The 24,832-nt window shown below is 61.9% G+C and carries 30 protein-coding genes and 1 tRNA gene; 19 read left to right on the top strand and 12 right to left on the bottom strand.

The features are described from left to right. The first annotated feature begins 29 nt into the window (after positions 1-29). Entirely contained in the window at positions 30-2,171 is a 2,142-nt protein-coding gene (locus tag NKL06_RS02415) for a sodium-translocating pyrophosphatase (RefSeq protein WP_023689501.1), read from the top strand. Between the two features lie 77 nt (positions 2,172-2,248). Here NKL06_RS02415 and NKL06_RS02410 read toward each other — a convergent pair whose 3' ends face one another. Together NKL06_RS02410 and NKL06_RS02405 are read right to left on the bottom strand one after the other, a co-directional pair. Beyond that, entirely contained in the window at positions 2,249-3,247 is a 999-nt protein-coding gene (locus NKL06_RS02410) for a glycosyltransferase family 2 protein (protein ID WP_023693266.1), read from the bottom strand. Between the two features lies 1 nt (position 3,248). Then, positions 3,249-3,794 (bottom strand): dTDP-4-dehydrorhamnose 3,5-epimerase family protein, encoded by a 546-nt coding sequence (locus NKL06_RS02405; RefSeq protein WP_245259899.1) that lies wholly within the window; start codon positions 3,792-3,794, stop codon positions 3,249-3,251. Between the two features lie 298 nt (positions 3,795-4,092). Between NKL06_RS02405 and NKL06_RS02400 the strand changes: the two genes are divergently transcribed. Next, positions 4,093-4,554 (top strand): anthrone oxygenase family protein, encoded by a 462-nt coding sequence (locus tag NKL06_RS02400; protein ID WP_023689499.1) that lies wholly within the window; start codon positions 4,093-4,095, stop codon positions 4,552-4,554. A 75-nt stretch (positions 4,555-4,629) separates the two neighbouring features. Then, the gene (locus NKL06_RS02395) at positions 4,630-5,187 is read left to right on the top strand and encodes a hypothetical protein (RefSeq protein WP_023693267.1); all 558 of its coding nucleotides are present in this window, start codon (positions 4,630-4,632) and stop codon (positions 5,185-5,187) included. Positions 5,188-5,245: 58 nt separating this feature from the next. On the opposite strand, the gene NKL06_RS02390 is transcribed toward NKL06_RS02395, so the two are convergent. Continuing rightward, a complete protein-coding gene (locus tag NKL06_RS02390; protein ID WP_023669366.1) occupies positions 5,246-6,160 on the bottom strand; it encodes a LysR substrate-binding domain-containing protein in 915 nt (304 codons plus the stop codon). A 208-nt stretch (positions 6,161-6,368) separates the two neighbouring features. On the opposite strand from NKL06_RS02390, the gene NKL06_RS02385 reads away from it, so the two are divergent. After that, positions 6,369-7,409, top strand: a complete 1,041-nt coding sequence (locus NKL06_RS02385; RefSeq protein WP_352544591.1) for a helix-turn-helix domain-containing protein — start codon at positions 6,369-6,371, stop codon at positions 7,407-7,409. A 100-nt stretch (positions 7,410-7,509) separates the two neighbouring features. Here the strand turns inward: NKL06_RS02385 and NKL06_RS02380 are convergent, their stop codons facing one another. Further along, the gene (locus NKL06_RS02380) at positions 7,510-8,022 is read right to left on the bottom strand and encodes an outer membrane protein assembly factor BamE (protein ID WP_023669368.1); all 513 of its coding nucleotides are present in this window, start codon (positions 8,020-8,022) and stop codon (positions 7,510-7,512) included. A 115-nt stretch (positions 8,023-8,137) separates the two neighbouring features. On the opposite strand from NKL06_RS02380, the gene NKL06_RS02375 reads away from it, so the two are divergent. The 7 genes from NKL06_RS02375 to NKL06_RS02345 all read left to right on the top strand — a co-directional run bounded on the left by NKL06_RS02375 (position 8,138) and on the right by NKL06_RS02345 (position 12,935). After that, positions 8,138-8,680, top strand: a complete 543-nt coding sequence (locus tag NKL06_RS02375) for a ubiquinol-cytochrome C chaperone family protein (protein ID WP_023693269.1) — start codon at positions 8,138-8,140, stop codon at positions 8,678-8,680. Positions 8,681-8,694: 14 nt separating this feature from the next. Then, complete coding sequence (locus NKL06_RS02370) at positions 8,695-9,243, top strand: YceD family protein (protein ID WP_023693270.1); 549 nt, start codon at positions 8,695-8,697, stop codon at positions 9,241-9,243. 147 nt (positions 9,244-9,390) lie between these two features. Then, positions 9,391-10,461, top strand: a complete 1,071-nt coding sequence (gene plsX / locus NKL06_RS02365) for a phosphate acyltransferase PlsX (RefSeq protein WP_023689496.1) — start codon at positions 9,391-9,393, stop codon at positions 10,459-10,461. 9 nt (positions 10,462-10,470) lie between these two features. Further along, a complete protein-coding gene (locus tag NKL06_RS02360) occupies positions 10,471-11,442 on the top strand; it encodes a beta-ketoacyl-ACP synthase III (protein WP_023693272.1) in 972 nt (323 codons plus the stop codon). Positions 11,443-11,546: 104 nt separating this feature from the next. After that, positions 11,547-11,870, top strand: a complete 324-nt coding sequence (locus tag NKL06_RS02355; RefSeq protein WP_006201891.1) for an integration host factor subunit alpha — start codon at positions 11,547-11,549, stop codon at positions 11,868-11,870. 134 nt (positions 11,871-12,004) lie between these two features. Further along, on the top strand, positions 12,005-12,547 hold the full coding sequence (locus NKL06_RS02350; protein ID WP_023669374.1) for a MerR family transcriptional regulator: 543 nt from the start codon (positions 12,005-12,007) through the stop codon (positions 12,545-12,547). An 85-nt stretch (positions 12,548-12,632) separates the two neighbouring features. Next, on the top strand, positions 12,633-12,935 hold the full coding sequence (locus tag NKL06_RS02345) for a hypothetical protein (RefSeq protein WP_023669375.1): 303 nt from the start codon (positions 12,633-12,635) through the stop codon (positions 12,933-12,935). A gap of 73 nt (positions 12,936-13,008) precedes the next feature. On the opposite strand, the gene NKL06_RS02340 is transcribed toward NKL06_RS02345, so the two are convergent. Further along, positions 13,009-13,278: a hypothetical protein gene (locus NKL06_RS02340; protein WP_023669376.1), complete on the bottom strand. Its 270-nt coding sequence runs from the start codon at positions 13,276-13,278 to the stop codon at positions 13,009-13,011. A gap of 36 nt (positions 13,279-13,314) precedes the next feature. Here NKL06_RS02340 and NKL06_RS02335 point away from each other — a divergent pair, with 36 nt between their 5' ends. Together NKL06_RS02335 and NKL06_RS02330 are read left to right on the top strand one after the other, a co-directional pair. Further along, positions 13,315-13,503 carry a hypothetical protein gene (locus NKL06_RS02335; RefSeq protein WP_155921569.1) on the top strand — a complete coding sequence of 63 codons (189 nt, stop codon included), beginning with the start codon at positions 13,315-13,317 and terminating at the stop codon, positions 13,501-13,503. A 188-nt stretch (positions 13,504-13,691) separates the two neighbouring features. Beyond that, on the top strand, positions 13,692-13,895 hold the full coding sequence (locus NKL06_RS02330; RefSeq protein ID WP_023693274.1) for a hypothetical protein: 204 nt from the start codon (positions 13,692-13,694) through the stop codon (positions 13,893-13,895). A 234-nt stretch (positions 13,896-14,129) separates the two neighbouring features. Here NKL06_RS02330 and NKL06_RS02325 read toward each other — a convergent pair whose 3' ends face one another. After that, entirely contained in the window at positions 14,130-14,324 is a 195-nt protein-coding gene (locus NKL06_RS02325; RefSeq protein ID WP_032906048.1) for a hypothetical protein, read from the bottom strand. Between the two features lie 159 nt (positions 14,325-14,483). Further along, positions 14,484-15,098: a hypothetical protein gene (locus tag NKL06_RS02320; protein ID WP_023693276.1), complete on the bottom strand. Its 615-nt coding sequence runs from the start codon at positions 15,096-15,098 to the stop codon at positions 14,484-14,486. A gap of 295 nt (positions 15,099-15,393) precedes the next feature. Here NKL06_RS02320 and NKL06_RS02315 point away from each other — a divergent pair, with 295 nt between their 5' ends. Further along, positions 15,394-15,687, top strand: a complete 294-nt coding sequence (locus tag NKL06_RS02315; RefSeq protein ID WP_023693277.1) for a helix-turn-helix domain-containing protein — start codon at positions 15,394-15,396, stop codon at positions 15,685-15,687. Positions 15,688-15,779: 92 nt separating this feature from the next. Here NKL06_RS02315 and NKL06_RS02310 read toward each other — a convergent pair whose 3' ends face one another. After that, a complete protein-coding gene (locus NKL06_RS02310) occupies positions 15,780-16,232 on the bottom strand; it encodes a cupin domain-containing protein (RefSeq protein ID WP_023693278.1) in 453 nt (150 codons plus the stop codon). A 237-nt stretch (positions 16,233-16,469) separates the two neighbouring features. On the opposite strand from NKL06_RS02310, the gene NKL06_RS02305 reads away from it, so the two are divergent. The 3 genes from NKL06_RS02305 (at position 16,470) to NKL06_RS02295 (ending at position 18,384) form a co-directional block, all read left to right on the top strand. Beyond that, a complete protein-coding gene (locus NKL06_RS02305) occupies positions 16,470-16,928 on the top strand; it encodes a YbaK/EbsC family protein (protein WP_023669382.1) in 459 nt (152 codons plus the stop codon). Positions 16,929-17,023: 95 nt separating this feature from the next. Next, positions 17,024-17,812, top strand: a complete 789-nt coding sequence (locus NKL06_RS02300) for a hypothetical protein (protein ID WP_023693279.1) — start codon at positions 17,024-17,026, stop codon at positions 17,810-17,812. A gap of 266 nt (positions 17,813-18,078) precedes the next feature. Beyond that, complete coding sequence (locus tag NKL06_RS02295; RefSeq protein ID WP_050587086.1) at positions 18,079-18,384, top strand: CatB-related O-acetyltransferase; 306 nt, start codon at positions 18,079-18,081, stop codon at positions 18,382-18,384. 82 nt (positions 18,385-18,466) lie between these two features. On the opposite strand, the gene NKL06_RS02290 is transcribed toward NKL06_RS02295, so the two are convergent. After that, positions 18,467-18,543 (bottom strand) — tRNA-Pro (locus tag NKL06_RS02290). A 248-nt stretch (positions 18,544-18,791) separates the two neighbouring features. On the opposite strand from NKL06_RS02290, the gene NKL06_RS02285 reads away from it, so the two are divergent. Beyond that, on the top strand, positions 18,792-19,796 hold the full coding sequence (locus NKL06_RS02285; protein WP_352581172.1) for a glycosyltransferase family 8 protein: 1,005 nt from the start codon (positions 18,792-18,794) through the stop codon (positions 19,794-19,796). Further along, on the top strand, positions 19,753-20,781 hold the full coding sequence (locus NKL06_RS02280; RefSeq protein WP_155921568.1) for a glycosyltransferase family 8 protein: 1,029 nt from the start codon (positions 19,753-19,755) through the stop codon (positions 20,779-20,781). The genes NKL06_RS02285 and NKL06_RS02280 overlap by 44 nt, the downstream gene beginning before the upstream one ends. Here the strand turns inward: NKL06_RS02280 and NKL06_RS02275 are convergent. From NKL06_RS02275 to NKL06_RS02265, 3 genes are all read right to left on the bottom strand, one after another. Then, complete coding sequence (locus NKL06_RS02275) at positions 20,699-22,084, bottom strand: O-antigen ligase family protein (protein WP_023693281.1); 1,386 nt, start codon at positions 22,082-22,084, stop codon at positions 20,699-20,701. The two genes, NKL06_RS02280 and NKL06_RS02275, sit on opposite strands and share 83 nt — an antisense overlap. Continuing rightward, a complete protein-coding gene (locus tag NKL06_RS02270) occupies positions 22,081-23,616 on the bottom strand; it encodes an undecaprenyl-phosphate glucose phosphotransferase (protein WP_023689486.1) in 1,536 nt (511 codons plus the stop codon). The genes NKL06_RS02275 and NKL06_RS02270 overlap by 4 nt, the downstream gene beginning before the upstream one ends. 85 nt (positions 23,617-23,701) lie before the next feature. After that, a complete protein-coding gene (locus NKL06_RS02265; RefSeq protein WP_023693282.1) occupies positions 23,702-24,832 on the bottom strand; it encodes a glycosyltransferase in 1,131 nt (376 codons plus the stop codon).

Genomic DNA, 24,832 nt, shown 5'->3' with positions numbered 1-24,832 from the left:
TTGGGCCATCAATCGAGGAAAATTCGGCAATGACCATCATTTCTGCCGTCATCGCCTGCGGCTTGCTTTCAATCCTTTACGCCATCTGGGCGACACGATCGGTTCTTGCAGCCGATCAGGGCAATGCACGCATGCAGGAAATTTCCGCCGCCATCCGCGAAGGCGCGCAGGCCTATCTGGCGCGCCAGTACACCACCATCGCCATTGTCGGCGTGGTCGTGCTCGTGCTCGCCTGGTGGCTGCTTTCGATCACCGCCGCGGTCGGCTTCCTGATCGGCGCCGTGCTTTCGGGCGCCGCCGGTTTCATCGGCATGCACGTCTCGGTGCGCGCCAATGTGCGCACCGCGCAGGCGGCGTCCAACAGCCTCGCCGCCGGTCTCGACATCGCCTTCAAGTCGGGCGCCATCACCGGTATGCTGGTGGCTGGCCTGGCGCTGCTCGGCGTGTCGATTTACTACTATATTCTGACCGGCCCGATGGGCCTGCAGCCCAATGACCGCATCGTCATCGATGCGCTGGTTTCGCTCGGCTTCGGCGCTTCGCTGATCTCGATCTTCGCCCGTCTGGGCGGCGGCATCTTCACCAAGGGCGCCGACGTCGGCGGCGATCTCGTGGGCAAGGTCGAAGCCGGTATTCCCGAAGACGATCCGCGCAACCCGGCCACCATCGCCGACAATGTCGGCGATAATGTCGGTGATTGCGCCGGCATGGCCGCCGACCTCTTCGAGACCTATGCGGTGACCGTCGTTGCCACCATGGTGCTGGCTGCCATCTTCTTCGGCGGAACCGCCGCTCTGGGTGCGGCGATGCTCTATCCGCTCGCCATCTGCGGCGCCTGTATCCTGACCTCGATCGTCGGCACCTTCTTCGTCAAGCTCGGTTCCAACGGCTCGATCATGGGCGCCCTCTACAAAGGCCTGATCGTCACCGGCCTGCTGTCGATCGTCGGTCTCGGTGTCGCTACCTCGGCAACCGTCGGCTGGGGCGAGGTCGGCACCGTCGCCGGCATGACCATCATCGGCAAGAACCTGTTCATCTGCGGCCTGATCGGTCTCGTTGTGACCGGTCTTATCGTGGTGATCACCGAATATTATACCGGCACCAACAAGCGCCCGGTGAACTCCATCGCCCAGGCCTCGGTGACCGGTCACGGCACCAACGTCATCCAGGGACTTGCGGTGTCGCTCGAATCGACCGCACTGCCGGCAATCGTCATCGTCGGCGGCATCATCTCGACCTACCAGCTCGCCGGCCTGTTCGGCACGGCGATCGCGGTCACCACCATGCTCGGCCTTGCCGGCATGATCGTCGCCCTCGACGCCTTCGGCCCGGTCACCGACAATGCCGGCGGCATTGCCGAAATGGCCGGCCTGCCCAAGGAAGTGCGCCACTCCACCGACGCGCTCGACGCGGTCGGCAACACCACCAAGGCGGTGACCAAGGGCTATGCCATCGGTTCGGCCGGCCTCGGCGCGCTGGTGCTGTTTGCGGCCTATTCGAACGATTTGAAGTTCTTTGCCGCCAATGGCGACAAATATCCGTACTTCCAGGGCATGGGCGATGTCTCCTTCGACCTCTCCAATCCCTACGTCGTAGCCGGCCTGATCTTCGGCGGTCTGATCCCGTATCTGTTCGGCGGCATCGCCATGACGGCCGTCGGCCGTGCGGCCGGCGCCATCGTCGAGGAAGTGCGCAAGCAGTTCCGCGAGGATCCGGGCATCATGGCCGGCACCTCCAAGCCAAACTATGCCCGCGCCGTCGACCTTCTGACCAAGGCGGCGATCCGCGAAATGATCATCCCCTCGCTGCTGCCGGTGCTGGCGCCGCTCGTCGTCTATTTCGGCGTGCAGCTGATCTCGGGCTCCAAGGCGTCCGCCTTTGCGGCGCTCGGCGCCTCGTTGCTCGGCGTCATCGTCAACGGCCTGTTCGTCGCCATCTCGATGACTTCGGGCGGCGGCGCCTGGGACAATGCCAAGAAGTCGTTCGAGGACGGTTTTGTCGACAAGGACGGCGTCAAGCACCTCAAGGGGTCCGAAGCGCACAAGGCTTCGGTCACCGGCGACACGGTTGGCGATCCCTACAAGGACACCGCCGGCCCGGCGGTCAACCCGGCAATCAAGATCACCAACATCGTGGCGCTTCTGCTGCTGGCCGTGCTCGCGCACGGCTAAGGCAACGCCACTGCTTCAGGAACAAACCCGCGGGAGCGATCCCGCGGGTTTTTGTTTGAGATTTACGCTGGTGGCAGTCAACCCTCATCCGGCTCGGTCCCGGCATCGCCGCGCTTGCTGTAGCGATCGAGCAATTCGCTCACGCCAGGTTCGCGCTCAGGCATCGGCGCCAGGCCACGCAGGCGCCGCAGCTTGGCAAGGAAGGCGCCTCGCTTATACTTGCGGCGGAAGGCGCGGGCGCGGGGATGGAGGCCAAGAGCCGCCATCAGCCTGCGCCTGAGATAACTCGATGCTGCCACGCGAATGGGTTCGCCCGCGCAGCCAAGGATTTTCACGCGCAAGGCGTCCGGCGTCTGCATGGCGTCCAGAAGATCCTTCTGTTCCTGCGCATTGTCGCCGAGATAGGAACCCTTGCGTATGCCGGAATGCAGCTTGATCACCGTGAGGTGCGGCATCGTCGCCATCACCGCGCCCTTTCGCCATGCCCGAAACAGCCAGTCCTGCGAGCTTTCGCAAAAGCACTGGCTGGCTGGTCGCCAGGGTCCGAGCAGGCTGAATGAAGCGCGGCGAAACATGTGTGCCGAGCCAAATCCCTCCGTCGTGACCGGGTCGTAAAAACCGTCCTTGCCCGACCCGAAGATCGAATTGACGAGATCGCCTGCCGCCGATGGCGGCCCAATGACGGCGCCGCGCGCCAGCACCACGTCGGCGCCCGTGGCGTCGATCCAGCCGGTCGTCGCCGCCAGATGGTCGGGAAACCACAGATCGTCGTGGTTGAGCAAGGCGACGAAGCGGCCACGGGCCCTGGCAAAGCCGATATTGTTGGGACCGGACTGTTCGCCGAAATTGACGGGAAGATCGATGTAGACGATGCGGGTATCGTGAAATTCGGCGACAACGGCCGCCGTATCCGGCCTGCAATCGTCGCCGATGACCAAGGCTTCCCAGCCTTGCAACGTCTGGCGCATGACGCTGGTCAATGCCTGCCGCAGTGCTGCCGGCCGGTTGTGCGTCGCGATCACGATCGAGACCAGCGGTTCGCCGCCGGCCTGATCGCGCTGCGCCGATGCTTCCACGCTACACCAGTCTGTAGGGAATGTGGTCGGTGTCTGGCGGCAGGCGCCAATGGTCGGGCTGATCGTAGGCATAGGCCTTGTCGACGAGGTTGAGCAGCACCGCCGTCTCCGCTCCGAGCGAAACAACACCGTGCCATATTCCGGGTGGAATGATGACGACCGCCGGGCGCAACGGGCCGATAATCTTGTGCCAGACGGCGCCGAAGGTCGGCGAGGCCTTGCGTCCGTCAAACAGCGAAATGCGAACGCTGCCGACGCAGCAGAACAGCCGGTCGGTGGTCACCGCGTGTGCATGCCAGCCAGTCACCGCGCCGGCATACAAGGTCCGTTGGAAGACCTGGCCGACCGGCTCCGAATCGAGCTCCCACTCCTCGCGAAAGATCTCGGTCAGATAGCCGGTGGAGGTTGCGACCGGCCTGATCTCCTTGACCCTCACGCCATCGATCGCCACCGGCTCGATGGGTATCCAGTCAGGCGTGACCACCTGGCCGTCAGCCGTTCCGGTCGCCATCCAGCCTGTCGGTTTTGTCCGGGTTTTTTCCGGCACGGATACTCCTCCCAATTCAGCGTGATGCGCCATTGGCCAGCACGGTCTGATACGAATTTGACCGGTCGCTGGCAAGTACGCGTCAATGTTTGCTGATAGCTTTCGACCTCACGGCACTTGATATTTCCGACGCAATCGGAGGGCCGCATTGCCCAAAACATCGTTCCATCCTACCCAAGCCCGGACCGTCCGCCTGCTTTAATACCCCGGCCATTGCCAGGACATAGCAATAGGCTCGGTGTCGGGCTCGCCTCTGCGGCGATTTTGGCCAGGGAAACGACATCGGACAGGGAAAGACATGGACATTTTCTTGATGGCGGCTTCGCTTGCGCTGGCTGGAATTATTGCCGGCATCTACGTCTCGGGCGTAATCCACGATTTTCGCATCGATGATCTTACCGCCGGCCAGTACATGGCCATGCATCAGATGGGCGACCGGACGTTTACCCGGGTGATGCCGGTCGTCAGGCTGACGACGCTGGTGCTGATCGCGGCGATGGCGATGTTTGCGGTCGATGCCGGCCTGCCGCGCATCCTGACCATCGTCGCCGCGGCGCTGGTGGTGATCGACATTGGCTTCGCCGTCAGCCGTCAGGTGCCGCTCAACAAACAGGTGCAGAGCTGGACGCCGGTGACCATCCCCGATGATTGGGCGCAGACCCGTGACAACTGGGCGGCCAACCACAACCTGCGCCTTGTGCTTGGACTGGCCGAATACGCCTGCTTGTTTGCCGCGGTCATCCTGACGCTCAGCCGGTGATTCAGTTTTCGCGGAACGCCGCGGCATGGGTCGGCACTTCTGCCGGCCGCCGCCGTTGAAAACAGGAGTATTGCCATGCTGCACCACGCTTCATTCAACGCCCGCGATCCGCAGGCCGTCGCCAGCGTCCTTGCCGAAATGCTTGTCGCCACCGCGGTTCGTGCGCCGTCGCCGCCATTCCCGCAGGGAGCATGGTTCGTCTGCCTCGGCGACGATTTCGGCTCGCTGATCGAAATCCTGCCGTGCGGCACGGTTCTGGACCAGCAAGCGCCGCTCGGCATCGGCTTCGACCCGAACATGCGCCTGCGCTCCGGCTCGCATGTGCTGCTCAGCACGCCCAATTCGACCGAAACCATCCAGGGCATTGCCGCCCGCATGGGCTGGCATAGCGAGCTGATCGATGCGCGCCTGTTCAAGGTGCTCAAGGTCTGGGTCGAGGACGAAACCCTCGTCGAATTCCTGACGCCCGAGATCGCACCGCTGTACCGCGCGAGATTCGGCTGGGGCGGCATGGCGACACTCGACGCCAAGCTGCGCGAGCTGGAGAGCCAGATGGCGGCAGCGCTTGCCGCCAAGGCCGCGAACCAGTCGGGCCGCAAGGATGAGCAACCGGCCGGTGCAATGAGTCCGTGAGCACCGGGGGGCGCCTTCTGCTGACCTCCCGAGGAGAGTTCCCAAACGGCCGCCGAGGTCAACCGGCGCCGGCGCTGTCGCCGGCTTCCGCCTTCAGCCAGTTGATGAACGATCTGGCAGGCTCCCAGGCGGAGATGGACGGGTGGACGACGACGTAGTGGTTCCAGTTCGTCGGTATGTCCGTTGTCAGGAGGCGCACGAGCCTGCCGGTGCGCAAATCGCTCTCGACCAGCGACTTCCTCGCGATGGCGACGCCCAGTCCGCTGGCCGCCGCTTCGACCGCCAGCAAGGTGCCGTTCAGATTCATGCCGTCGCCAACCGTATCCAGCGGCAGATTGTTTCTCTCGAACCAGTGGCGCCAATTGGCGCCGCTCTCGTCATTTTCGGCCGTCGTGTCGAGGATGCGAAACAGTCGCAGCACATCGTGCTGGTCTCTGACCGGGCCGTTGGCGGCGAGATAGTCGGGACTGACGACAGGAAAGATCGCATCAGCCATCAGCCATTCGGTCTCGACGGCCGGATAGTGTCCGCCGCCGAAGCGCAATGCGATGTCGACTGTTCGCTGCGAAAGGTCGACGACTGCAAGATCCGCATTGATGTCGATCTCTGTTTCGGGATGCTTTTTGCGAAACCTGTGCAGGCGCGGGGCCAGCCAGCGCACGGCATGCGAAGGAATGGCGGTGACCCTCAGCCTCGTGCGCTCGTTGCGCGCGACACTCGCGATCGTGCTCTGGATTTCCAGCAGTGCGCGTCTCACGCCCGCGGACAATCTTTCGCCTTCAAGCGTTAGTTCGACGCGGCGGACATGGCGGGTGAACAGAAGCACGCCGAGATCGGCTTCGAGATCGGCGATGCGGTGGCTGAGCGCGCTTGGCGTAACATTCAGCTCATCGCCGGCGCGCTTGAAGCTGCCCAGCCGGGCAATGACCTCGAAAGCCCGAATGGATTCCAGTTGTGGAAGCCGTCTTGTCATCTGCCGTTACCCTATCCTGCCCCTGGGTTTCTTAGCATGAATGAACTAAGCTCATCCATAGCTTCGTAAATAGTCTTTTGTCCAAGTGCGCAAATCATTGTAGCCATCCACTGCCCCCGATTGCCGCCGTCGGAATGAGAGGCCGTTCATGGAACGAGCCTCGACTACGAACGACAGTGAAATGAAGACAATCGCTTGGGAGTACCCCATGACTATTCGACCCCCCGAGTTTGCGCATGCGCGCTTTTCGACCGCCATGTGGCCGCGAGCGGAATGGCGAAACGTCTATTGCGACCTGTTGCGCCGGATGGTGACCGACATGGATTTTAACGTCACGGAGGAAAAGCTCTCCGTCGACGCGACCATCCTGCGGCTGCCGGGCGTCGGCATTGCCGATTCGAGGACCACCGCCTTCCGCACCATTCGTTCCCGCGCCATGGCCAAGGGGACCGATGATTACATTTTCTTCATGTGTCTGGAGGGCGCTGCCACCTTCTCGCATCTCGGCCGCGAGGCCAGCATCGAGGCCGGCCAGGCAATCCTTCTGTCCTCCTCTGATCCGCATGTGATCGAGCGGGCGATGTCGCATCATCTCTTCATCACCATCCCCAAGGCAGCGCTCGGGCCCATGGCTGCGAATGCGGATGCCGCCCTGATGACGCCGATGTCATGCGTGGGCGAAAAGTTCTTGCTGCTGACCAGCTATGTCCGTCTGCTGATGCAGGAGCCGAACCTGGCCGCGTCCGAATTGCGCTGGCTTGCCGCCAAGCACATACAGGACCTTGTCGCGGTCGTGGTCGGGGCAACGCAGGACGCCACCGAGGTCGCCGCAGGCCGCGGCATACGCGCCGCGCGGCTGCGCGCCATCAAAGCCGATATCGAAAGCAATCTGGCTTCCGGCGATGTCGGGTCGGACGCGCTGGCCGGGCGCCACCGCGTCAGCGCGCGCTATATCAGAAAGCTGTTCGAGGGTGAGGGTACCTCGCTGTCGCAGTTCGTGCTTGGCCGGCGGCTGGCGCTGGTTTGCAGCAAGCTATCCGACCTGCGCCTGGCACACCGCACCATCGGCGCCATCGCCTTCGACGCCGGCTTCGGCGATCTCTCGACCTTCAACCACGCCTTCCGCCGGCATTTCGGCATGACGCCTTCGGAAGCGCGGCAGAGTGCGGCTGTGCACCGCGCCTCGCTGGAGCCCGGCGGCCGAACAGGCCACGCGCGGCAAAGCGCGACGGGTGTTGCGGCCGCATGACCTCAAAACAAAAGCCCGCAGGATCGCTCCCGCGGGCTTTTGGTCGCCTGAGATGGTGTCGCTTCGGGGGAAGCAAAAATCTGAGGAAGGCGGTCGCTTCTTAGGCGCCGCCGCCAGGAATGGGGGGCGCCAGCTTGCTGGCGCCTTTGATGATCTGGCTGAGGAAGTTCTGGTCCTTGCCGCCGGTCGGCGTGGTGCGCGAGATGAAGTCGAAAATCTTGCCGTCCTTCAGACCGTAATTGGCAATCTGGGTGACGCGCCCGTCCTCGCCAAAATAGACCGCGAGCACTTTCTGGTCGACCAGGCGCGGCTTGTCGAAAGCGACATAGCGCTTGCGCGTCTGCGAAATGTAATAGAACGCCTCATTGTCGAAGGTGGCTTTCGTCGATGGCGTGCCGAGCGCCAGAAGCACCTGTTCGCGGCTGGAGCCCACCGGCACCGAATCGACCGCTTGCTGGTCGATAACATAGCCCTGCGTCAGCGTCTCGCTAGGGTTAAGGTCGCCGAACATCTTGGACGAATTGCAGCCCGACAGCGCGGAGGCCACCAGCACCAGCGAAACCGCGGCGGTGGCCCCAGGCAGAAAAGTCGACTTGAATTTCAGCGCGCGCAACAACAACTCCATTGGCTGGCCGCAACTTGCGCTGGGCGGCAAAACCGGTAAACCAGCTTGCTTGCCGATGCAACAAGGCCCATTCAAACAATCGGTCCCCAGGAGACCACCCTCAATGTTCCAGCGCCTTTTTGGCCGCGAACGCAATGCCAACCGCGCTATCACCGAGGCGCTTTACGCACAAATCGTGGCGGCGGCGCGGCAGACCGTGTTTTATTCCCACTGGAATGTGCCGGATACGCCGCTCGGCCGTTTCGAGATGCTGTCGCTGCACATGTTCCTGTTTCAGCACCGGCTGCGCGGCGAAGAGGGCGTCGCGCATGAGGTCGCGCAGGTGCTGATCGACGAGTTCTTTCTCGATGTCGAGCATTCGCTGCGGGAACTGGGCGTTGGCGATGTCGGCGTGCCCAAGCGCATGAAGAGGCTGGCCAAAATGTTCTACGGCCGTACCGCCGCCTATGACGACGCGCTGGGACGCAGCGACCCCGACGCGCTTGCTGCCGCCCTGGCGCGCAATGTCAGGCCCGATGCCGGCGCCTGGCCGCAAGCCTTGCCGCTGGCGTCCTATGTAATCGATGCCGCAAGGCAGCTTGAAGCACAGCCGTCCGAATTGATCGTTTCCGGTGCCGTGGCGTTTCCGGTCGCGAAAGCGGAGTGAGGAGGGAGACCAAGATGAAACATCTGGACACGCCTAGCCCGGTCTCATTCGCGGCCAATGTCGGCCGCCTGCCGCACAAAGGTTTGCAGGTGGTGATCGACGCCGACGCCGCGCAGCGCGCAACGCTTGCGCGCGAGCACGAGCTGCTTTCGGTCGAAAACTACCGTGCTGAGCTTTTGGTGGCGCCGTGGAAGCGCAATGGCGTCAAGGTCAGCGGCCGCGTCGAGGCTGATATCACCCAGGCCTGCATCGTCACCCTTGAGCCGGTCGCGGCCCATATCGACGAGGAGGTCGAGGCGCTGTTCCTGCCGGAGCAATCCAAGCTCGGACGGCAAGGGTTCGAAGGCGGCGGCGAGATCCTGCTCGACGCCGAAGGGCCGGACAGCCCGGAAACTTTCTCCGGCGACACGATCGACGTCGGCGCGCTCGCCGAACAGTTCTTCGGGCTGGCGATCGATCCCTATCCGCGCAAGGCAGGCGCCTCGCTCGATGCCGCCGGCCCGAACGAGCCCGTCGAGAATGAATTCCAGCAAAAGCTGCGATCCTTGCTTGGAAAATCCTAAAACACGAAGCGATCGGAGAAAAGCCGGTTGTGCGGCAGCCCAAAACCGCTATTTTCGCCGAACCTTCGCGAGCCCCTGAATTTCGCGAGTTTCGTATTTCTTTCGCGGGCCATGTGCCCTGGCCCAAGCTAGTGAGATAAAGACCGCGTGATCAGGATTTCCATCGATGCCATGGGTGGCGATCACGGGCCAAACGTGGTCATCCCGGCACTCATGACGGTCGCCGTCAGGCGTCCCGACATCCGCTTCGTCATATATGGGCGCGAGGAATTGGTGCGCCCCGAACTCGCCAAATTCCCCAAACTGGCCGAGGTCAGCGAGTTCCACCATTGTGAAGTCGCGGTCAGGATGGACGACAAGCCGAGCCAGGCGCTGCGCCACGGCCGCTGGAAGTCGTCGATGTGGAAGGCTGTCGAAGCAGTCAAGAGTGGCAGCGCGCAGGCCTGCATTTCGGCCGGCAATACCGGCGCGCTGATGGCGATGTCGAAATTCTGCCTGCGCACGATGGCGACCATCGACCGTCCGGCGATCGCGGCGATCTGGCCCACGATGCGCGGCGAGAGCGTGGTGCTGGATGTCGGCGCCACCATCGGCGCCGATGCGCACCAGCTGATCGACTTTGCCATTCTCGGCACCGGCATGGCGCGCTCGGTGTTCGGCATCGACCGGCCGAAAGTCGGCCTGCTCAATGTCGGCGTCGAGGAGATCAAGGGACAGGAAGAGGTCAAGGAAGCCGGGCGCATGCTGCGCGAGGCCAACATGGCCTCGATGAATTATCATGGCTTCGTCGAGGGTGACGACATCGGCAAGGGCACGGTCGACGTGGTCGTCACCGAGGGCTTTGCCGGCAACATCGCGCTCAAGACGGCAGAAGGCACTGTGCGCCAGATCTCAGGCTATCTGCGCGCCGCGATGAACCGCACGCTGATGGCCAGGATCGGCTATGTCTTCGCCAGGGGCGCTTTCGACCGCCTGCGCGAAAAGCTCGATCCAGGCCGCTCCAATGGCGGTGTTTTCCTGGGTCTGAACGGCATCGTGGTAAAGAGCCATGGCGGCGCCGATTCGGACGGTTTCGCGGCGGCCATCGAGCTTGGCTACGACATGGTGCGCAACAATCTGATCGACCGCATCGAGGCCGATCTCGACCTGTTCCATGCGCGCAACCCGCATGCCCAGGCAAGCAGGAAATCCGACGCCACCGTCGACGAAAAGGAATAGGAAAGAGCTTTGATCAGATCAGTCGTGCGCGGCACCGGTGCTGCGCTGCCCCGCCGCATCATGAAGAATGCCGATTTCGAAGGCATGGTCGAGACCTCGGACGAGTGGATCGCCCAGCGAACCGGCATCCGCCAGCGCCATATCGCCGCCGATGACGAGACGACGGCATCCCTGGGCGAGGCGGCGGCGCGCGCAGCGCTCGACAATGCTGGTCTTTCGCCTGCCGACATCGACCTGATCGTGCTGGCGACCTCGACGCCCAACAACACCTTTCCGGCGACCGCCGTCGAGATCCAGAACCGGCTCGGCATGCATCACGGCTTTGCCTTCGACCTGCAGGCGGTGTGCTCGGGCTTCGTCTATGCGGTGACCACCGCCGACCTCTACATCAGAGGCGGCCTCGCCAAGCGCGTGCTGGTGATCGGCGCGGAGACCTTTTCGCGCATCCTCGACTGGAGCGACCGCTCGACCTGCGTGTTGTTCGGCGACGGCGCCGGCGCGCTGGTGCTGGAAGCGGATGAGGGCACCGGCGGCATTGCCGACCGTGGCGTGCTGGCGATGAGCCTGCGCTCCGACGGCGCCCACAAGGACAAGCTTTTCGTCGATGGCGGTCCCTCGACCACCGGCACGGTCGGCCATCTCAGGATGGAAGGCCGCGAAGTGTTCAAGCACGCCGTCGGCATGATCACCGATGTCATCGAGGCGACGTTTTCGCAGGCCGGCATAACCGCCGACGACCTCGACTGGTTCGTGCCGCATCAGGCCAATAAACGCATTATTGACGCTTCGGCCAAGAAGCTCGGGATTGCTGAGCAAAAGGTGGTGGTCACCGTCGATTTGCACGGTAACACCTCGGCTGCTTCCGTGCCGCTGGCGCTTTCGGTGGCCCTCGCCGACGGTCGCATCAAGAAGGGTGATCTCGTGCTCCTGGAAGCGATGGGCGGAGGCTTCACCTGGGGCGCGGTTCTCGTTCGCTGGTAAGTGCCGAACGGTCCGGTTTCGGTCCTTGACCTTGCCGGATCAATTACTTAGGCTCTGCCTTTACCTGTATCGATTTATGTTTTTTGAACTGATGGGACGGTCGCATGGGGGGAAAGACACTTACGCGCGCCGACCTTGCCGAAGCTGTTTACCGTAAGGTCGGCTTGTCACGCACTGAATCGGCAGAACTCGTCGAAGCGGTGCTGGACGAAATCTGTGAAGCCATCGTACGCGGCGAGACGGTGAAGCTGTCGTCCTTCGCCACCTTCCACGTCCGTTCCAAGAACGAACGCATCGGCCGCAATCCCAAGACCGGCGAGGAAGTGCCGATCCTGCCGCGCCGGGTGATGACCTTCAAGTCGTCGAACGTGCTGAAAAGCCGTATCCTGCGCTCGCACCAGAACAGCAAGGCCAAGGGCGGCAAATAGGTTCTGCCGCAGGCTTCGGTTGAAAACGCCGGGCCGTTTTGACGCCGGGCTTGAATATTGTTTCATAAACCGCTGAAATGATACCCGATTCGGCAGACTGGGCCGGATCGCCGTCCAGCGTGAGGATTTCGCCCATGGACAAGAGCCCCGACGCTTTCCGCACCATCAGCGAGGTCGCGGAGGATCTCGATCTGCCGCAGCACGTGCTGCGCTTCTGGGAAACCCGTTTCAACCAGATCAAGCCGATGAAGCGCGGCGGCGGCCGCCGCTACTACCGGCCACAGGATGTCGAACTGATCAAGGGCATCCGCCACATGCTCTACGACCAGGGTTACACGATCAAGGGCGTGCAGAAACTGCTGCGCGAGAACGGCAACCATTTCCTGGTCGCCATCGGCAATGGCGACATGGCTGCCGTCGAAGCGATCTCGCAGCGCAGGCAGGCCGATCAGGTGCCGCTGACGCCAGCCGCCCAGCCGCGCGGCATGGATGACGAGATGCTGGTCGGTCAGCCCAAGGTAAAACCCAGCCGCCGCTTTTTCGGCCTGGGCAAGACCGAGGAGGAAGGTCCGGTCCAGCCCGGCGCATCGAAACTGTCGCGCGACAACCGGGCCTTGCTGCAGGAGGCGCTGTTTGACCTCCTGGAGTGCAAGCGCCTGCTCGACCAGGTGCGCTAACCTTTCCGCTGCCCTCGGGCAAGCAGACCGGAACCGGTTCTGCGGCCATGCGTTTGGCCTTCTCTCAAAAGAAGGAAAAACAATCATGGTATCGCTTTCGACCCTCTCCGATCTCGATCTCGAAAAGCAGGTCGCGACCCTTTCCAAAGAGCTCGCCGCGTTGCGCAAAGTCGTGGCCAAACGCGGCGGTGCTTACTACGAGGACGGGCGCGATGCCGCTTCGGACTATTATGGGCAGCTTGCCGACCTTGTCAGCGATGCGCTGCCGGCGATCAGGAAGCAGGGCAGGGCGATCGAAAAGACGGCGCGCGATCGTCCGGCAACAGCCGCTGCTGTTGGGTTGGTCGTGGTCGGCCTTCTCGCCAGCCTGTTGCTCAGCCGGCGCTAAAACAATTCACGAAAACAAAAAGAAAATGGCGGCCGTCCCGCGGACGGCCGCCATTTCCCTGATCTGCGGCCGATTACTTGGCGAGCTTGATCTTGGCCTGCGGCGAAACCTGCGCGGTCTGGCTGCACTTGCCATAGACAGTGCCATTCTTGTCCGTGGCGTCGGTATAGGTGCCTTTGCACTCGATCGAGAGCACCAGGCAATGACCGGAGCCCTTGCAAACCGCGCCGCCGTCGCCCGTGGGATGCGTGCCGTTGGCGAAAGCCGAGGTCGGAACGGAAGCCGAACCGAAGGCCGAGACGATGAGGGCTGCGGCGAGCGTGATGCGCTTGAAGTTGGTCATCTGAGCATTTCCTTCTCTGGATCGAGGATCGCCACCATGGCGTCCTTCTGTGTTGGGATCGCCTTCTCGGCGTCCATGCCGGTTAGTGCGGCCTCCAAAGCAAAGGTTCATGCGTGGTTCGAATTTTCTTCGCGTTTTTTCGCGACGTCGATTTTTAGCCTTCGCCAACGGACGGCGCTTGGCGGGGCCGGCATCGATCATGCATTTTCGCGTGAAGGCCGCTGACGTAGTAGCGCGGCATCCCATGCGAAGGTCACACCGTGGCGTGCCCAAATGGCCGGCCAAGACCGAGTCCGCGCCCGGCTCTTGTCAGGTGGCGGCAGCAGTCATTGCCGCCACTTGGCACCGCGCTTTCTGCCACTCCCGGCTGCGACTATAACGCCAGTCCAAAGGTACCGGCGGAGGAGACGGGCGTGGTCGCAAATTACATCGACGAGTTCATCATGTTCTGCGCTGGGCTGTGGATGACAGGCGTTGGTTTTGGGCTGCTCCAAAGTCCTTTTCAGGCCCAGAATGGTCAGCAGCCAGGGTGGCTGCAGGTCGCGAAGCATTTGAAATGGATGGGACCGCTTTTGATTTTGATCGCAATAGTGCTCGCGTTCGCGGCGCCGTCCTAGCGGGTTCCGACAGCATTGAGAGACCCGTGGTGTCCTGCAACTGGCAACCGCTGTGTTGTCGGCCTTGCGCCTGATACGTTCGTTGGGGTGCGCTGTGGTTGCTCGCGTTCTGGCGCATCGGCGCCATCGAATCCTGCCTTCGGCTTTTCCACGTGTCGCCTGGCAAAAACCAACGGGAAGGCGGCCTTGGCGAGGACTCCAGGGCCGGCCTTCCCGTTGGGCAAGTCGGCCGTGTCAGGCCTTCTTGGCCTCCACCTTCTTGTGGTGGTGGTGGTGATGGTGATGGCGGTGATGCTTGTTGTGATGATGATGATGGTGGTGATGCTTCTTGTGCAGCGGTGCTGCGTCGGCGCTGCTGGCGCCGATGAGGGGCAGAGAGACAGCCAGGGCAAAAGCCAGCCCGAGAGCCGACAGGAGGGACTTCTTCATGACTTCGTTTCCTTTTCTGCGGGCTGAATTTGACCGTCACGGAGCAAGATCGGTGCCGGTTAACCCCGCAGTCATGACTATCGCCTCCGAACTTTTCGACAGTTTTTCCGGACTGTAGAATTTTGTTTCTGGATTGTGTCTGGCGGCTTCGTCGGCAACTTACATCGGCGGAACGACGCCGTTGGTGCCGACCACGACCCGGCCCGCGGTCAGCTTGCCGTCGCTGCCACGCTCGGCGTTGACGAACACCACAGCGCCAGGCTTGAGGTCGGCGGGCGTCGCCGGCGCGAAGGTCACCACCGGCGTCGTCTGCGGAATGGCGATCTGCTTTTTCTGGCCATTGTCATAGGTCAGCGTCACCGTGCGGCCTGCGATCTCGGTGACATCGGCGACCGTGCCGTTGGTCATCCGGCTGTTGGGCTCGAGATCCCACGGGCGGTCGCCTTCGCCGGCGCCTTTGAGCGCGGCCGGGAAGATCACCACCTCGAGCGCGCCGCTGCCGCCATCGGCCTTCGAAACAGAGGCAATGCCGAGGAAATCGCCTTGCTTGATATCCCCGGCATCCGCCTTGACGACGCCGGAAATCTTCCACCCTTCAGCCAGCGCGATGGCGTCGGTAGCGCCTTCGCGGGTCTTCACCGTCAGCGTCGATCCGGCAAAGGCGGTCACCGTGCCGCGAATGCGCACGGCCTCGGCGGCTTGCGCCGCGACCACGCTCGCGCCGGCGAGGCCTGAGATCGTGGCGAGCACGATGGCTGATGTCTTGAATGTCATGGATCTGATCCTCTTGGGGAAAGCTGGCCCGATGCGGCTGCCAGCAACATCAGGCTAACGCGCGAGCGGCGCAAAACCGCTGAACACTTCGGCGTGCGGTCCTTCAAAAGAACTTGATTGGGAGATCGGGGCAGAGATCCTATATGTGCCTGGCGCCTGGGGTTTTGACGCCGGTTCACGATGCTGTGACGGTCGGTTTGGGTCTTGGCAAATCGCCGTCAAGCGGGCATTGTCCCGGCTCTCAGGCAACACCCTATTATTTGATCCAAAACTCTTTAGCCCCATGGAGTTGCCAATGCCCCAAACTGCAAAACACGAACCCTTCTCCAGGCTGGCGGCCGATGTTGCGGCCGATGTTGCGCTTGAGCACCCCGGCCTCAAAGCCATCCGGGAGACAAAGGGATACAGTATTGAAGAGCTTTCCCTGACCTGCGGTCTGTCGACCAGCGAGATTGCCGACATAGAGAGCGGCAAGGACACCGATCCGTCGAAACTTCGCCGGATCGCCGCAGCATTGCAATTGCCGGAAACGGCCCTGATCGATGCCCCGGCGCCGACGGCCCCTGTGGAAAATCGGTCCGTTTCATAAACAACGACGCCAAAGCGTCGTTCAACGCGTCGTTCAACAAGCCCGCCATGGTTTGCCCTGGCGGGCTTGTTACATTCGCCCAATGGCGAATGTCATTTCTTGCTCGGATCGTCCGCCGGGTTGACGTAGGTGATCGCGAACGGTCCCTCGCCATGAACCTGGACAATGGTATCGCTTGTCGCCCAGGCGTAATGGTTCATTCCATGCGGGGCTACGCCGAAGCCGCCAGCGGTCAGTTCGATGCCTTTGGCCTCGTCGAGCTTGTCGCCCATGCCGATATGAAAATTGCCGGATATCACCGTCACATATTCCGAGGTGGGATGATTGTGCGCGGCAATTTTGTAGCCGGCCGGCAACTTCAACCGCAGCACGTAGATGCCCTCCTTCGACGGGTCCCCGGCGATGACAGCCATGTCCGCGCCGGCGGGCAGGACGGCAGGAGCAGGACCCCATTTGATAGCGTCCGCGTTTATCGGCATGTCGTCGGCAAGCACGGGCGCCGTTCCGATAAGCAGCAGCGCCAGAGCCGAGGCGAGCTTGAGCATGATGATCTCTCCGGTTGGTCGTGGGAGCACAGCATCAGCGCCGGCCCTGATCCATTGCGACCTACCAAGGCAGCAGCCCGAACACATCTCCCACACGGGGGATGCGCCTTGCGTTGCCGACATGCGGCGCGACCCGTGGCATCGCTGCAGCCGTCGAGGGGCGGGGAGGTTGCCGCCGACCGAGCGTGAAGCTATCCAGTGTGAACGCTAACCGTTTTCGAATGGGACAATGCCGAGATGAGCCTTGAATCCGTGCGCGCCTTCCTGGCTGCCCATGCGCCCGATGTCGAAGTGCTCGTCACCGAAGCGAGTTCCGCGACGGTGGCGCTGGCGGCTGAGGCGCATGGCGTGGAGCCGGCGCAGATCGCCAAGACCATCTGCCTGCGCGTCGGCGGTGAGACCATGCTGATCGTGGCCGGCGGCATGTCGAGGCTCGACAACCGCAAATTCAAGGACCGTTTCGGCGGCAAGCCGCGCATGCTTGACGCCGACGAGGTTGTCGCAATTACCAGCCATCCCGTCGGCGGCGTCTGCCCATTCGGCCTGCCGGCGCCGCTGCCGGTCTATTGCGACGTCTCGCTGCGCGCCTTCGATGAAGTCGTGCCCGCGGCCGGCGCCACCAACGCCGCTGTAAGGCTCAGCCCGCAGCGCATGGCACAGATTGTCGGCGCCGAGTGGGTCGACGTCTGCCAGTAGCGAATCGTCGGCTGATTTCAGCAGGAGATTTCTGGGAGCAAAACGACTGCGAGCGCAGCTAGTAGAAGATTGAACGACCCATTATACGTGGCGGAATGAACGACGTTTTTGGTTACATCGCCTATGGTGAGAACGAGCTTTACCATCGCGGCGCGCTACTCAGCGCCCTCAAGCTTTTGCACCGTTGCCCGACCGCCAGAATAGTCGTCGCAACGGACAGGACTGACCTCTTTCGCGCTTATCCTGTTGAGACAATGCTCATAACGGCCGAACAGAAAGACCAGTGGTCTTTCGGCGGAAGCTACCATTTCGGTATCAAGGCCGGGGCTATGCGTGAGCTTTTGCAGCGAGCAGATCGGCTCCTTTTCATGGACACCGATATGTACCCGGTGGGTGACCCCTCGAAGGGCTTCCGCTCGATCTCTGCGACCCATTCCACTATGCGCCTGTGCGAAGGGCCGCATCGCATCTATCAGAACGCGCTGCCGGGCAAGAACATCAGCGTCGGCGGCCAGGTCCTGACCGGCCAGGAACCGATGTGGAACAGCGGCATCGTCGGGATCCACCGGGACAACCTCACAGCCATGGTGGACGCCTTCGCCGCTATCAAGGCGGTTCATGAGGTGACCGACACTTGGGCGCCCGAGCAGTTCTGCCTCGGGGTAGCCCTTTCTCAAAATGGCCGAACCATAAGCCCTCATAGCCTGCCGATCCGACACTACAATACCCGAGGCAAAAAGCAGTTCGCTGAGCCGCGCGTACATGCGTTCTTTAATGCTTACGGCTCGGTGCCAGTCGGCCAGCAGGTTGCAAAGGCCGGTAGATATCGTCTGTGGCGGACGCCCTTGGATTTATGGCATCAAAAGCATAGGAAGTCACTGTGACGGGGGGGCTATGCATGAGGAATCCGTTTCGATCCAGGCTGCCCTCAAGCGTGATCCTCGGACGTCACACCTATGGGGTGAGCCGGAGGAAGGTGTTTGGAACGTCTGCGGCCACTCCGTTGACCATAGGGGCGTTTTGTTCGGTGGCCGGCAATGTCAGCTTTGAGTGTTCGGGGGGAAGTCACACGCCCTGGGCTGCAACCACATTCCCGATCCATAGCCGCTTGATGGAATCAGTTGATCCCACTGAGCACGGTGGCGAACCCGTGGGCATCACCATTGCCAATGATGTTTGGATCGGCCGCGATGCGCTGATCATGCCAGGCATTCACATCGCCGATGGCGCCATTGTAGCGGCCGGGGCCGTCGTCACCAGGGATGTGCCGCCATACGCCATCGTCGGCGGGGTCCCGGCCAAGCTCATCCGCTATCGCTTTTCAGATGATGTCATTGGGAAGTTGCTGGCGATCCGGTGGTGGGAATGGAGCGACGAGAAGATCAAGCAGGAGGCTGCTTTTCTTACCGGCCCGATCGAATTTTTCTTGGAGCGACATGCCGGTGCGACACCGTAAGAACGCATCTTGCTGGTCGCTGCAGTGGGGCTGAGAAATTGCATGGCCACTTTGGGGGAAGCAGCTAGTCGCCTGTGTTGTTTGGTCGGAGTGGCCGGATTCGAACCGACGACCCCTTGACCCCCAGTCAAGTGCGCTACCGGGCTGCGCTACACTCCGGACCGCGCAAAGCCTTATATTTTCGAGAGTTGTGGTGCAAGGGCTAAAACGGCGCATGTGAACGAGCCGAACGAATATCACCTCGCTTGGCGACAGCGTGCCGAATCGCGGCGGCTCTGCGGATAGCTGAGAAAGTGGGACGCACCCAAAAATCCAGGCAAACGTTCAATAGTGAGCACCAACATCCAACTTGTCGATGAAACACCAAGGGGATATGGCTCGCGCTTGAGCGACGAGAAGGATTGGACGTGAACTCCTGCTTTTTTCTTGCGGCTGACGGGGGCTATTTTCCGTATGCATGCTTGACAGCGCGCAGAATATTGGACGTCTCGGCGCCGACGACGCCAGGCTTCATTCTTTACGTTGGCGCAGGCGACGATGACATGCGGGTGGCGCGGCGCCTGCTCAAGGGTCAAGTCGAACTGGTCGACGTTTCGTCGTTCATGGAGAAGGTGAGATCCGGATTTCGCGACAGCGGCATTGCCGCGTTCATTCGACTGTTTGCGGACCAGATACCTGAATTCGAAGCTTATGATCGTATCGCGTACACGGACTGCGACGTGTTGTTCAACCGAGACATTGGCGACCTGACAGGCCAGAAGCTTCAGGCCCCGCTGCTGGCGGCCCATGATGATTATATGTATTTCCTGCCGACCTATCGGCAGAAGCTCTCGATGCAGCCGGGAGCTCCGTACTTCAATTCGGGCGTGCTGCTGTTTGACATGATATCTGTGCGTGCCCAATCGCTTTTGGAGCATACCCGTCAAGTCGCCATCGAGAAAAAGCTGAACGACCAGAACGCGCTAAACATCGCTTTCGAAGGCAAGTGGCAGACGATGCATCCGAACTGGAATTTGATGTCCAACTACACGAAAGAGTATCGATTCTCTCAGGCATACGCCCGGCATTTTTCAGGCAGCAAGCCATGGGGAAGCCAGGTCGGCGTAGAGCTCGACGCCTTGGCGGTCTATCGCGACCTTGCGAAGGACACGCCTTGGCTTCAACGCTTTCGGCAACGCATTCCATTCGAGCGAGGCGTGCTGAAGAGGCTGGGGCGCCGGATCGATGCCGCTCGGGGCTTCTGCTCAACGATAAGAGAAAGAAACGGCGAGCTTACTATGATGGCCGCAAGACCCACAAGATCTATGCGGAGCAAGCTGATTCCGGGGCCCTGGCCGTCAGTTTCCCAGAAGTACTGGGAGGGTTCGCTTGAGCCGCTACGACGGGCCACAGTCAACGGGCGGGTATTGTAGCATGCAACAGAGATCATGTTTCTTTTTTGCTGCCGACCAAAAATTCTTCCCCTTTGCCTGTCTGGCGGCTCGCCGCGTCCTGGATGTTTCGGCACCGGTCGACGGCTTTATCCTGCACACTGGCATGATCTCCGCCGAAGACCGGGTTGCCGGCGAGCGTTTGCTCGATGGGAGGATCGGCATCATCGACGTGACGAAATTCATGGAGGCGACGAACTTCAACCGTGGAACGCATCCCACCCTTGCGACCTACATCAGGCTGTTTGCCGATCAATTGCCTGAATTCGAGCCATACGACCGCATCGCCTATTCAGACGCCGATGTGCTTTTCAACCGATCGATAGCCGATCTCGGCAACACCCCGCTCAATGCACCGTTGCTGGCCGCTCACGACGAGCAGAGTTACTTCGATGCAAAGTACAGGCAACATCTGCCGATGCAGCCTGGAGCGCCGAAATTCAACGCCGGCGTTCTTCTCTTCAACATGCCCCTGCTCAGGGCTGAGGGGCTTCTGGAGCGTACGCGGCAGCTGGCGTCCGAGCATGTCTACGGAATGGATCAGGGCGCATTGAACGTGGCCTTCGAAGGCCGATGGCAGACGATGCACCCGTTCTGGAACGTGATGACCAACTACAGCAGCCAGATTCCTTTCAGCAGGTGCTATGCTCGGCACTTCGCGTGGGGCAAACCTTGGGAGCCCCGGCCAGTCGGTGTCGAGGTCGACGCCATGGCGGTCTATCGCGACCTGGCGAAAGGCACCCCCTGGGCAGGACGCTTCAGCCGCAGCTGGCCGGTCAAGAGAGGGTTGATGAAGAATTTTGGCCGCAAGTTCGATGCCATCAGCGGCATCTTGTTGAACGACGAGAAGCGCAAACGCAGGGCGAGATTCGACGCCGAAAAGGTCAGCGCCATCTTCGCCGATCACGCCGACAAATCGATGCTGGCAGTGCAGTATCCCGAGCGGGTGACCGGTATCGCGAGATAATCGTCGGTCGCAATTCGTCCCGAGGGCGGGGCCACTCGAACCCGTCTGCTTTCCCATCGGTTCGGTTTGCCGCCACCGGCCGCAACCCGCGCTGATGCCTGTATTCCAGCGCGATCGCGCCCCAGATTAGGCCGAGCAGCAGGTAGACATGGCGCCAGTGGTCGATGTCGATGAAGGTGCCGAGCCCGATATTGCCGATGAAAGCGACGTAGGCGCAGAGCAGATAGGGCTGCCACGGCCGGTCGCGCAAAAGGATGCGGAAGCCGGCGGCGATCGTCCACAGCGTCAGCGACAGGAACGAGACGAAGCCGAGCCAGCCATAATCCATCAACGTCTTCAGCCAGATGTCGTGCGTGTCTTCGCCAAAAATGGTGCCGAACACCAGCGGGCCGATGCCGAGCGGATATTCGAGCGCCATCTCGAAGCCGATCGTGTAGCGGGCGAAGCGGCCAAGGCGCGCCGTGTCGTAGCTCTGTTCCAGCTGGGCGCGGCTTGAAAACATCTCGCCGACGCCGGGCAGCTGCAGGATGACGATCATGGCGACCACCAGCAGGGTGACGGCGGCAATGGTCATGATGATGACGCGCAGCCGGAACTTGCCGCTGTTGCTTTGCAGGAACAGGGCGCCGGTGAGCAGGATGGCCGAGACGGCGAACATGCCCCAGGCGCCGCGCGAGAACGAAAAGAAGATGCCCGCGGTGATGATCAGCAGCGGCACCGCCAGAAGCGGCATGCGCGCGATTGAGCCGGTCAACAGCAGATAGAGCAGATAGATGCCGGGCAGCACCAGGAACGGCCCGAACACGTTCGGATCCTGGAAGGCGCCCTGGGCGCGGTCGTATCTGGTGAAGATTTCAGCGCCCGGGAAAGCGTGGAAATAGCCGGCAATGCCGAGCAGCGAGGTCACCACCGCGGAGACAACATAGGCGATGAAGATCAGCCGGTAGAGGCCGGGCTGCACCGCCGTCACCGACGAGAAGAACACCGCGGTGACCGCGAGAAACAGCGAGACCGCGAGATAGAGCGGTGTGTTGGCGAGATCGGCCATCTGAGTCATTGCAATCATGCCGCCGATGTTCATCGTGATCAGCAGCACCAGCAGCGGCACGGCCGCGCGCGATATGCGCAGGCCAAACAGCCCCCACACCCCGATCAGCCCGACCATGAAAAGATCGTAAGGCGCCGGCTCGTCGATGACGAAGCCTGACAGGAAGACGCCGAAAAACACCGCGCCCGACGATATCAGCGCGATCAGCTTGGCATTGACCGCAGCCTGCGGCACATCATGGGAAATCGCGCTCAATAGGCGTTTTCCGTGTTGAGCAGCCGCAGCGGCGTCATGAGCAGGATGCGCAGATCGAACAGCATCGACCAGTTCTCGATGTAATAGAGGTCATATTCCGTGCGCATGCGGATCTTCTCATTGGTGTCCATCTCGCCGCGCCAGCCATTGATCTGCGCCCAGCCGGTAACGCCGGGCTTGACCTTGTGGCGGGCGAAATAGCCGTCGACCACCTCATTGTAGAGAAGGTTGTGCGACTGCGCGGCAATCGCATGCGGGCGCGGGCCAACCAGTGACAGCGTGCCGAACAGCGAGTTGAAGAACTGCGGCAGCTCGTCGATCGAGCTCTTGCGGATGAAGCGGCCGACGCGGGTGACGCGCGGATCGTTCTTGGTCACCGTCTGCTTGGCGGTCGGGTCCGAGCGGTCGGTGTACATGGAGCGGAATTTGTAGACTTCGACGATCTCGTTGTTGAAGCCGTGCCGCTTCTGCTTGAATAGCACCGGCCCCTTGCTGTCGAGCTTGATGGCGATGGCAGTCGCCAGCATCACCGGTGAGAACAGGATGATGCCGATCAGCGAGAAGACGATGTCGAAGGCGCGCTTGGCGACCGAATCCCAGTCGTTGATCGGCCTGTCGAAGATATCGAGCATCGGCACCGAGCCGATGTAGGAATAGGCGCGCGGGCGAAACTGCAAAGCGTTCGAATGCGCCGAGAGCCGGATGTCGACCGGCAGCACCCAGAGCTTCTTCAGCAGCTGCAGCACGCGCGTTTCGGCAGTCAGCGGCAGCGACACGATCAGCATGTCGATGCGCGCGATGCGAGCGAATTCCATCAGCTCCGAAATGGTGCCGAGCTTGGGATAGCCGGCCACGATCGGCGGCGAGCGCTTGTCGCCGCGGTCATCGAAGATGCCGCAGATGCGGATGTCGTTGTCTGGCTGCTTCTCGACCGAGCGGATCAGCATCTCGGCCGCCTTGCCGCCGCCGACGATGACGGCGCGGCGTTCCATGCGGCCGTTGCGCGCCCAGCGCCGGATCAGCTTCGACATCACCAGCCTGAGGCCGAACAGCAGAAGCAGGCCCACGACAAACCAGGTGCCGAACAGCAGACGCGAATAATCCTCCGACATTTTCATGATGAAGGCCGTCAGCGCCATCAGCGCGAAAGTGCCGGCCCAGACCATCAGCACGCGGCCGAGATTGGAGATCGGTCGCATCAAGGCGGAGATCTGGTAGCAATCGCTGACGTCGAGCAGCACCACGGCCACGAATGACGCCGCGGCAATGGTCAGCGGATATTGCCAGGCGAGATAGTTGAAGAAGCCGACAAAGTGGAAGTAGAGCGCGAGCCCCGACAGGAACAGCAAGCCGAATTCGACGATGCGCAATACGCCGCTGACCATGACCGGCGACATCGTATCGCGCCGGTATTGCGAGGCGACCTGGCGGGCAACACTGTTCATGCCGCCGGGCGTGGGGCTCTCGGCAGGACTGTCGAATTTGCGCACCGCATCGGCCGAAAAGCGGCGCGTGGGGTCGGTCTCGTTCATCGGGTTTCCCACAAGCTTCCGCGATGACGATAGCAGAAAGAGAGCTAAAAAAACCTTGAGACAACTTGTGGTTTTGGACGGTCGTCTATCTGTTGAGCGCGGCGAAATAGGCCTTTTCGATTTCGGCGGCCATCACATCGGCGCCGAATCGCGCCTTGAGGCTGGCGGTATCGGGCATGACGCGCCGGTAGGCGTCGAGATCGCGCAGCGCTTCACCCATCTTGTCGCCGAGTTGGCGCGGATCGGGACGGATCAGGGCAGGGGATCCCTCACCGAAGATTTCGGGAATGCCGCCGACGGCCGTGGCGATCATCGGCCTGCCGGCCGCCAGCGTCTCCAGCACGATATAGGGCATGGCTTCCGCGCGGGAGGGGACGACGACCAGATCGGCCAGCGAAAATGCCTCCCTGGCCGGCATCGGCGGCAAGAAGCGGACCTGTTTTCCGAGGCCCAGCCGTTTCACCTGCGCATGGTAGCGCGGCAGGTCGTCGCCATCGCCGACCATGACCGCGGTCAAGCGGCGCTCAAGCTGGGACCCGGCCAGCACCAGCGCGTCGATGAAAATGTCAGGCCCTTTGAGGTCGCGCATCATGCCGATGTAGAGCAGGTCGGCCGCGTCGGGCTGTGCGACCACCGGTTCGAACTCGGCGGCGCGCAGGCCGTTATAGACCAGCGTGTTCGGGATAGGCGGTTCACCGACCTTCCTGCGATAGGTGCGCCGCTCATAGTCGGAGACGAACAGCAGGCAGTCGGTGAAGCGCGCCATGAAGCGCTCGAGCGCGAAGAACAGCTTCCCGGTCGTCGTCGTTTCATCATAGTGGAGGGAGCCGCCATGCGGCGAATAGAGGCGGGCTACGCGAGACCTTGATACCCGCAACAATGAGCCGAACAGACGGGCATAGGCGCCACCTTTGGCGCCATGTCCGTGCAACACGTCCGGCTGCAATTCCTTGATGATCCTGTAAGTGCGCCAGGCCGAGGCGAAGTCGCCCGGCCCGACATGGCGCTGCATCGGCGTGCGATGGATGCCGAGCGCCAGGCTGTCCTTCATCTGGTCGAACAGGCGTTCCTCGTATTCGCCGCCGGTGGTCGAATCGCAGACGATGCCGACAACATGTCCGGCGGCGAGCTGGGCCTCCGTCAGGTCGCGCACATGCCGGAAGATCCCGCCGACGGGTGAGCGAAAGCAGTGGACGATCCTGAGCTGGTCCGCCAC

The organism is Mesorhizobium sp. C268A, assembly GCF_040324475.1.
Classification (GTDB): Bacteria; Pseudomonadota; Alphaproteobacteria; order Rhizobiales; family Rhizobiaceae; genus Mesorhizobium.
The sequence above is the reverse complement of the archived record's forward strand: the minus strand, read 5'-3'. Positions and strand labels throughout refer to the sequence as shown.

Bases quoted from the DNA above. Each gene is read 5' to 3' on its own strand.
- NKL06_RS02415 (WP_023689501.1), top strand. From the start codon at position 30: ATGACCATCATTTCTGCCGTCATCGCCTGCGGCTTGCTTTCAATCCTT.
- NKL06_RS02400 (WP_023689499.1), top strand. From the start codon at position 4,093: ATGGACATTTTCTTGATGGCGGCTTCGCTTGCGCTGGCTGGAATTATT.
- NKL06_RS02395 (WP_023693267.1), top strand. From the start codon at position 4,630: ATGCTGCACCACGCTTCATTCAACGCCCGCGATCCGCAGGCCGTCGCC.
- NKL06_RS02390 (WP_023669366.1), bottom strand. From the start codon at position 6,160: ATGACAAGACGGCTTCCACAACTGGAATCCATTCGGGCTTTCGAGGTC.
- NKL06_RS02385 (WP_352544591.1), top strand. From the start codon at position 6,369: ATGACTATTCGACCCCCCGAGTTTGCGCATGCGCGCTTTTCGACCGCC.
- NKL06_RS02375 (WP_023693269.1), top strand. From the start codon at position 8,138: ATGTTCCAGCGCCTTTTTGGCCGCGAACGCAATGCCAACCGCGCTATC.
- NKL06_RS02370 (WP_023693270.1), top strand. From the start codon at position 8,695: ATGAAACATCTGGACACGCCTAGCCCGGTCTCATTCGCGGCCAATGTC.
- NKL06_RS02355 (WP_006201891.1), top strand. From the start codon at position 11,547: ATGGGGGGAAAGACACTTACGCGCGCCGACCTTGCCGAAGCTGTTTAC.
- NKL06_RS02350 (WP_023669374.1), top strand. From the start codon at position 12,005: ATGGACAAGAGCCCCGACGCTTTCCGCACCATCAGCGAGGTCGCGGAG.
- NKL06_RS02345 (WP_023669375.1), top strand. From the start codon at position 12,633: ATGGTATCGCTTTCGACCCTCTCCGATCTCGATCTCGAAAAGCAGGTC.
- NKL06_RS02340 (WP_023669376.1), bottom strand. From the start codon at position 13,278: ATGACCAACTTCAAGCGCATCACGCTCGCCGCAGCCCTCATCGTCTCG.
- NKL06_RS02335 (WP_155921569.1), top strand. From the start codon at position 13,315: ATGGCGTCCTTCTGTGTTGGGATCGCCTTCTCGGCGTCCATGCCGGTT.
- NKL06_RS02325 (WP_032906048.1), bottom strand. From the start codon at position 14,324: ATGAAGAAGTCCCTCCTGTCGGCTCTCGGGCTGGCTTTTGCCCTGGCT.
- NKL06_RS02320 (WP_023693276.1), bottom strand. From the start codon at position 15,098: ATGACATTCAAGACATCAGCCATCGTGCTCGCCACGATCTCAGGCCTC.
- NKL06_RS02315 (WP_023693277.1), top strand. From the start codon at position 15,394: ATGCCCCAAACTGCAAAACACGAACCCTTCTCCAGGCTGGCGGCCGAT.
- NKL06_RS02310 (WP_023693278.1), bottom strand. From the start codon at position 16,232: ATGCTCAAGCTCGCCTCGGCTCTGGCGCTGCTGCTTATCGGAACGGCG.
- NKL06_RS02305 (WP_023669382.1), top strand. From the start codon at position 16,470: ATGAGCCTTGAATCCGTGCGCGCCTTCCTGGCTGCCCATGCGCCCGAT.
- NKL06_RS02300 (WP_023693279.1), top strand. From the start codon at position 17,024: ATGAACGACGTTTTTGGTTACATCGCCTATGGTGAGAACGAGCTTTAC.
- NKL06_RS02270 (WP_023689486.1), bottom strand. From the start codon at position 23,616: ATGAACGAGACCGACCCCACGCGCCGCTTTTCGGCCGATGCGGTGCGC.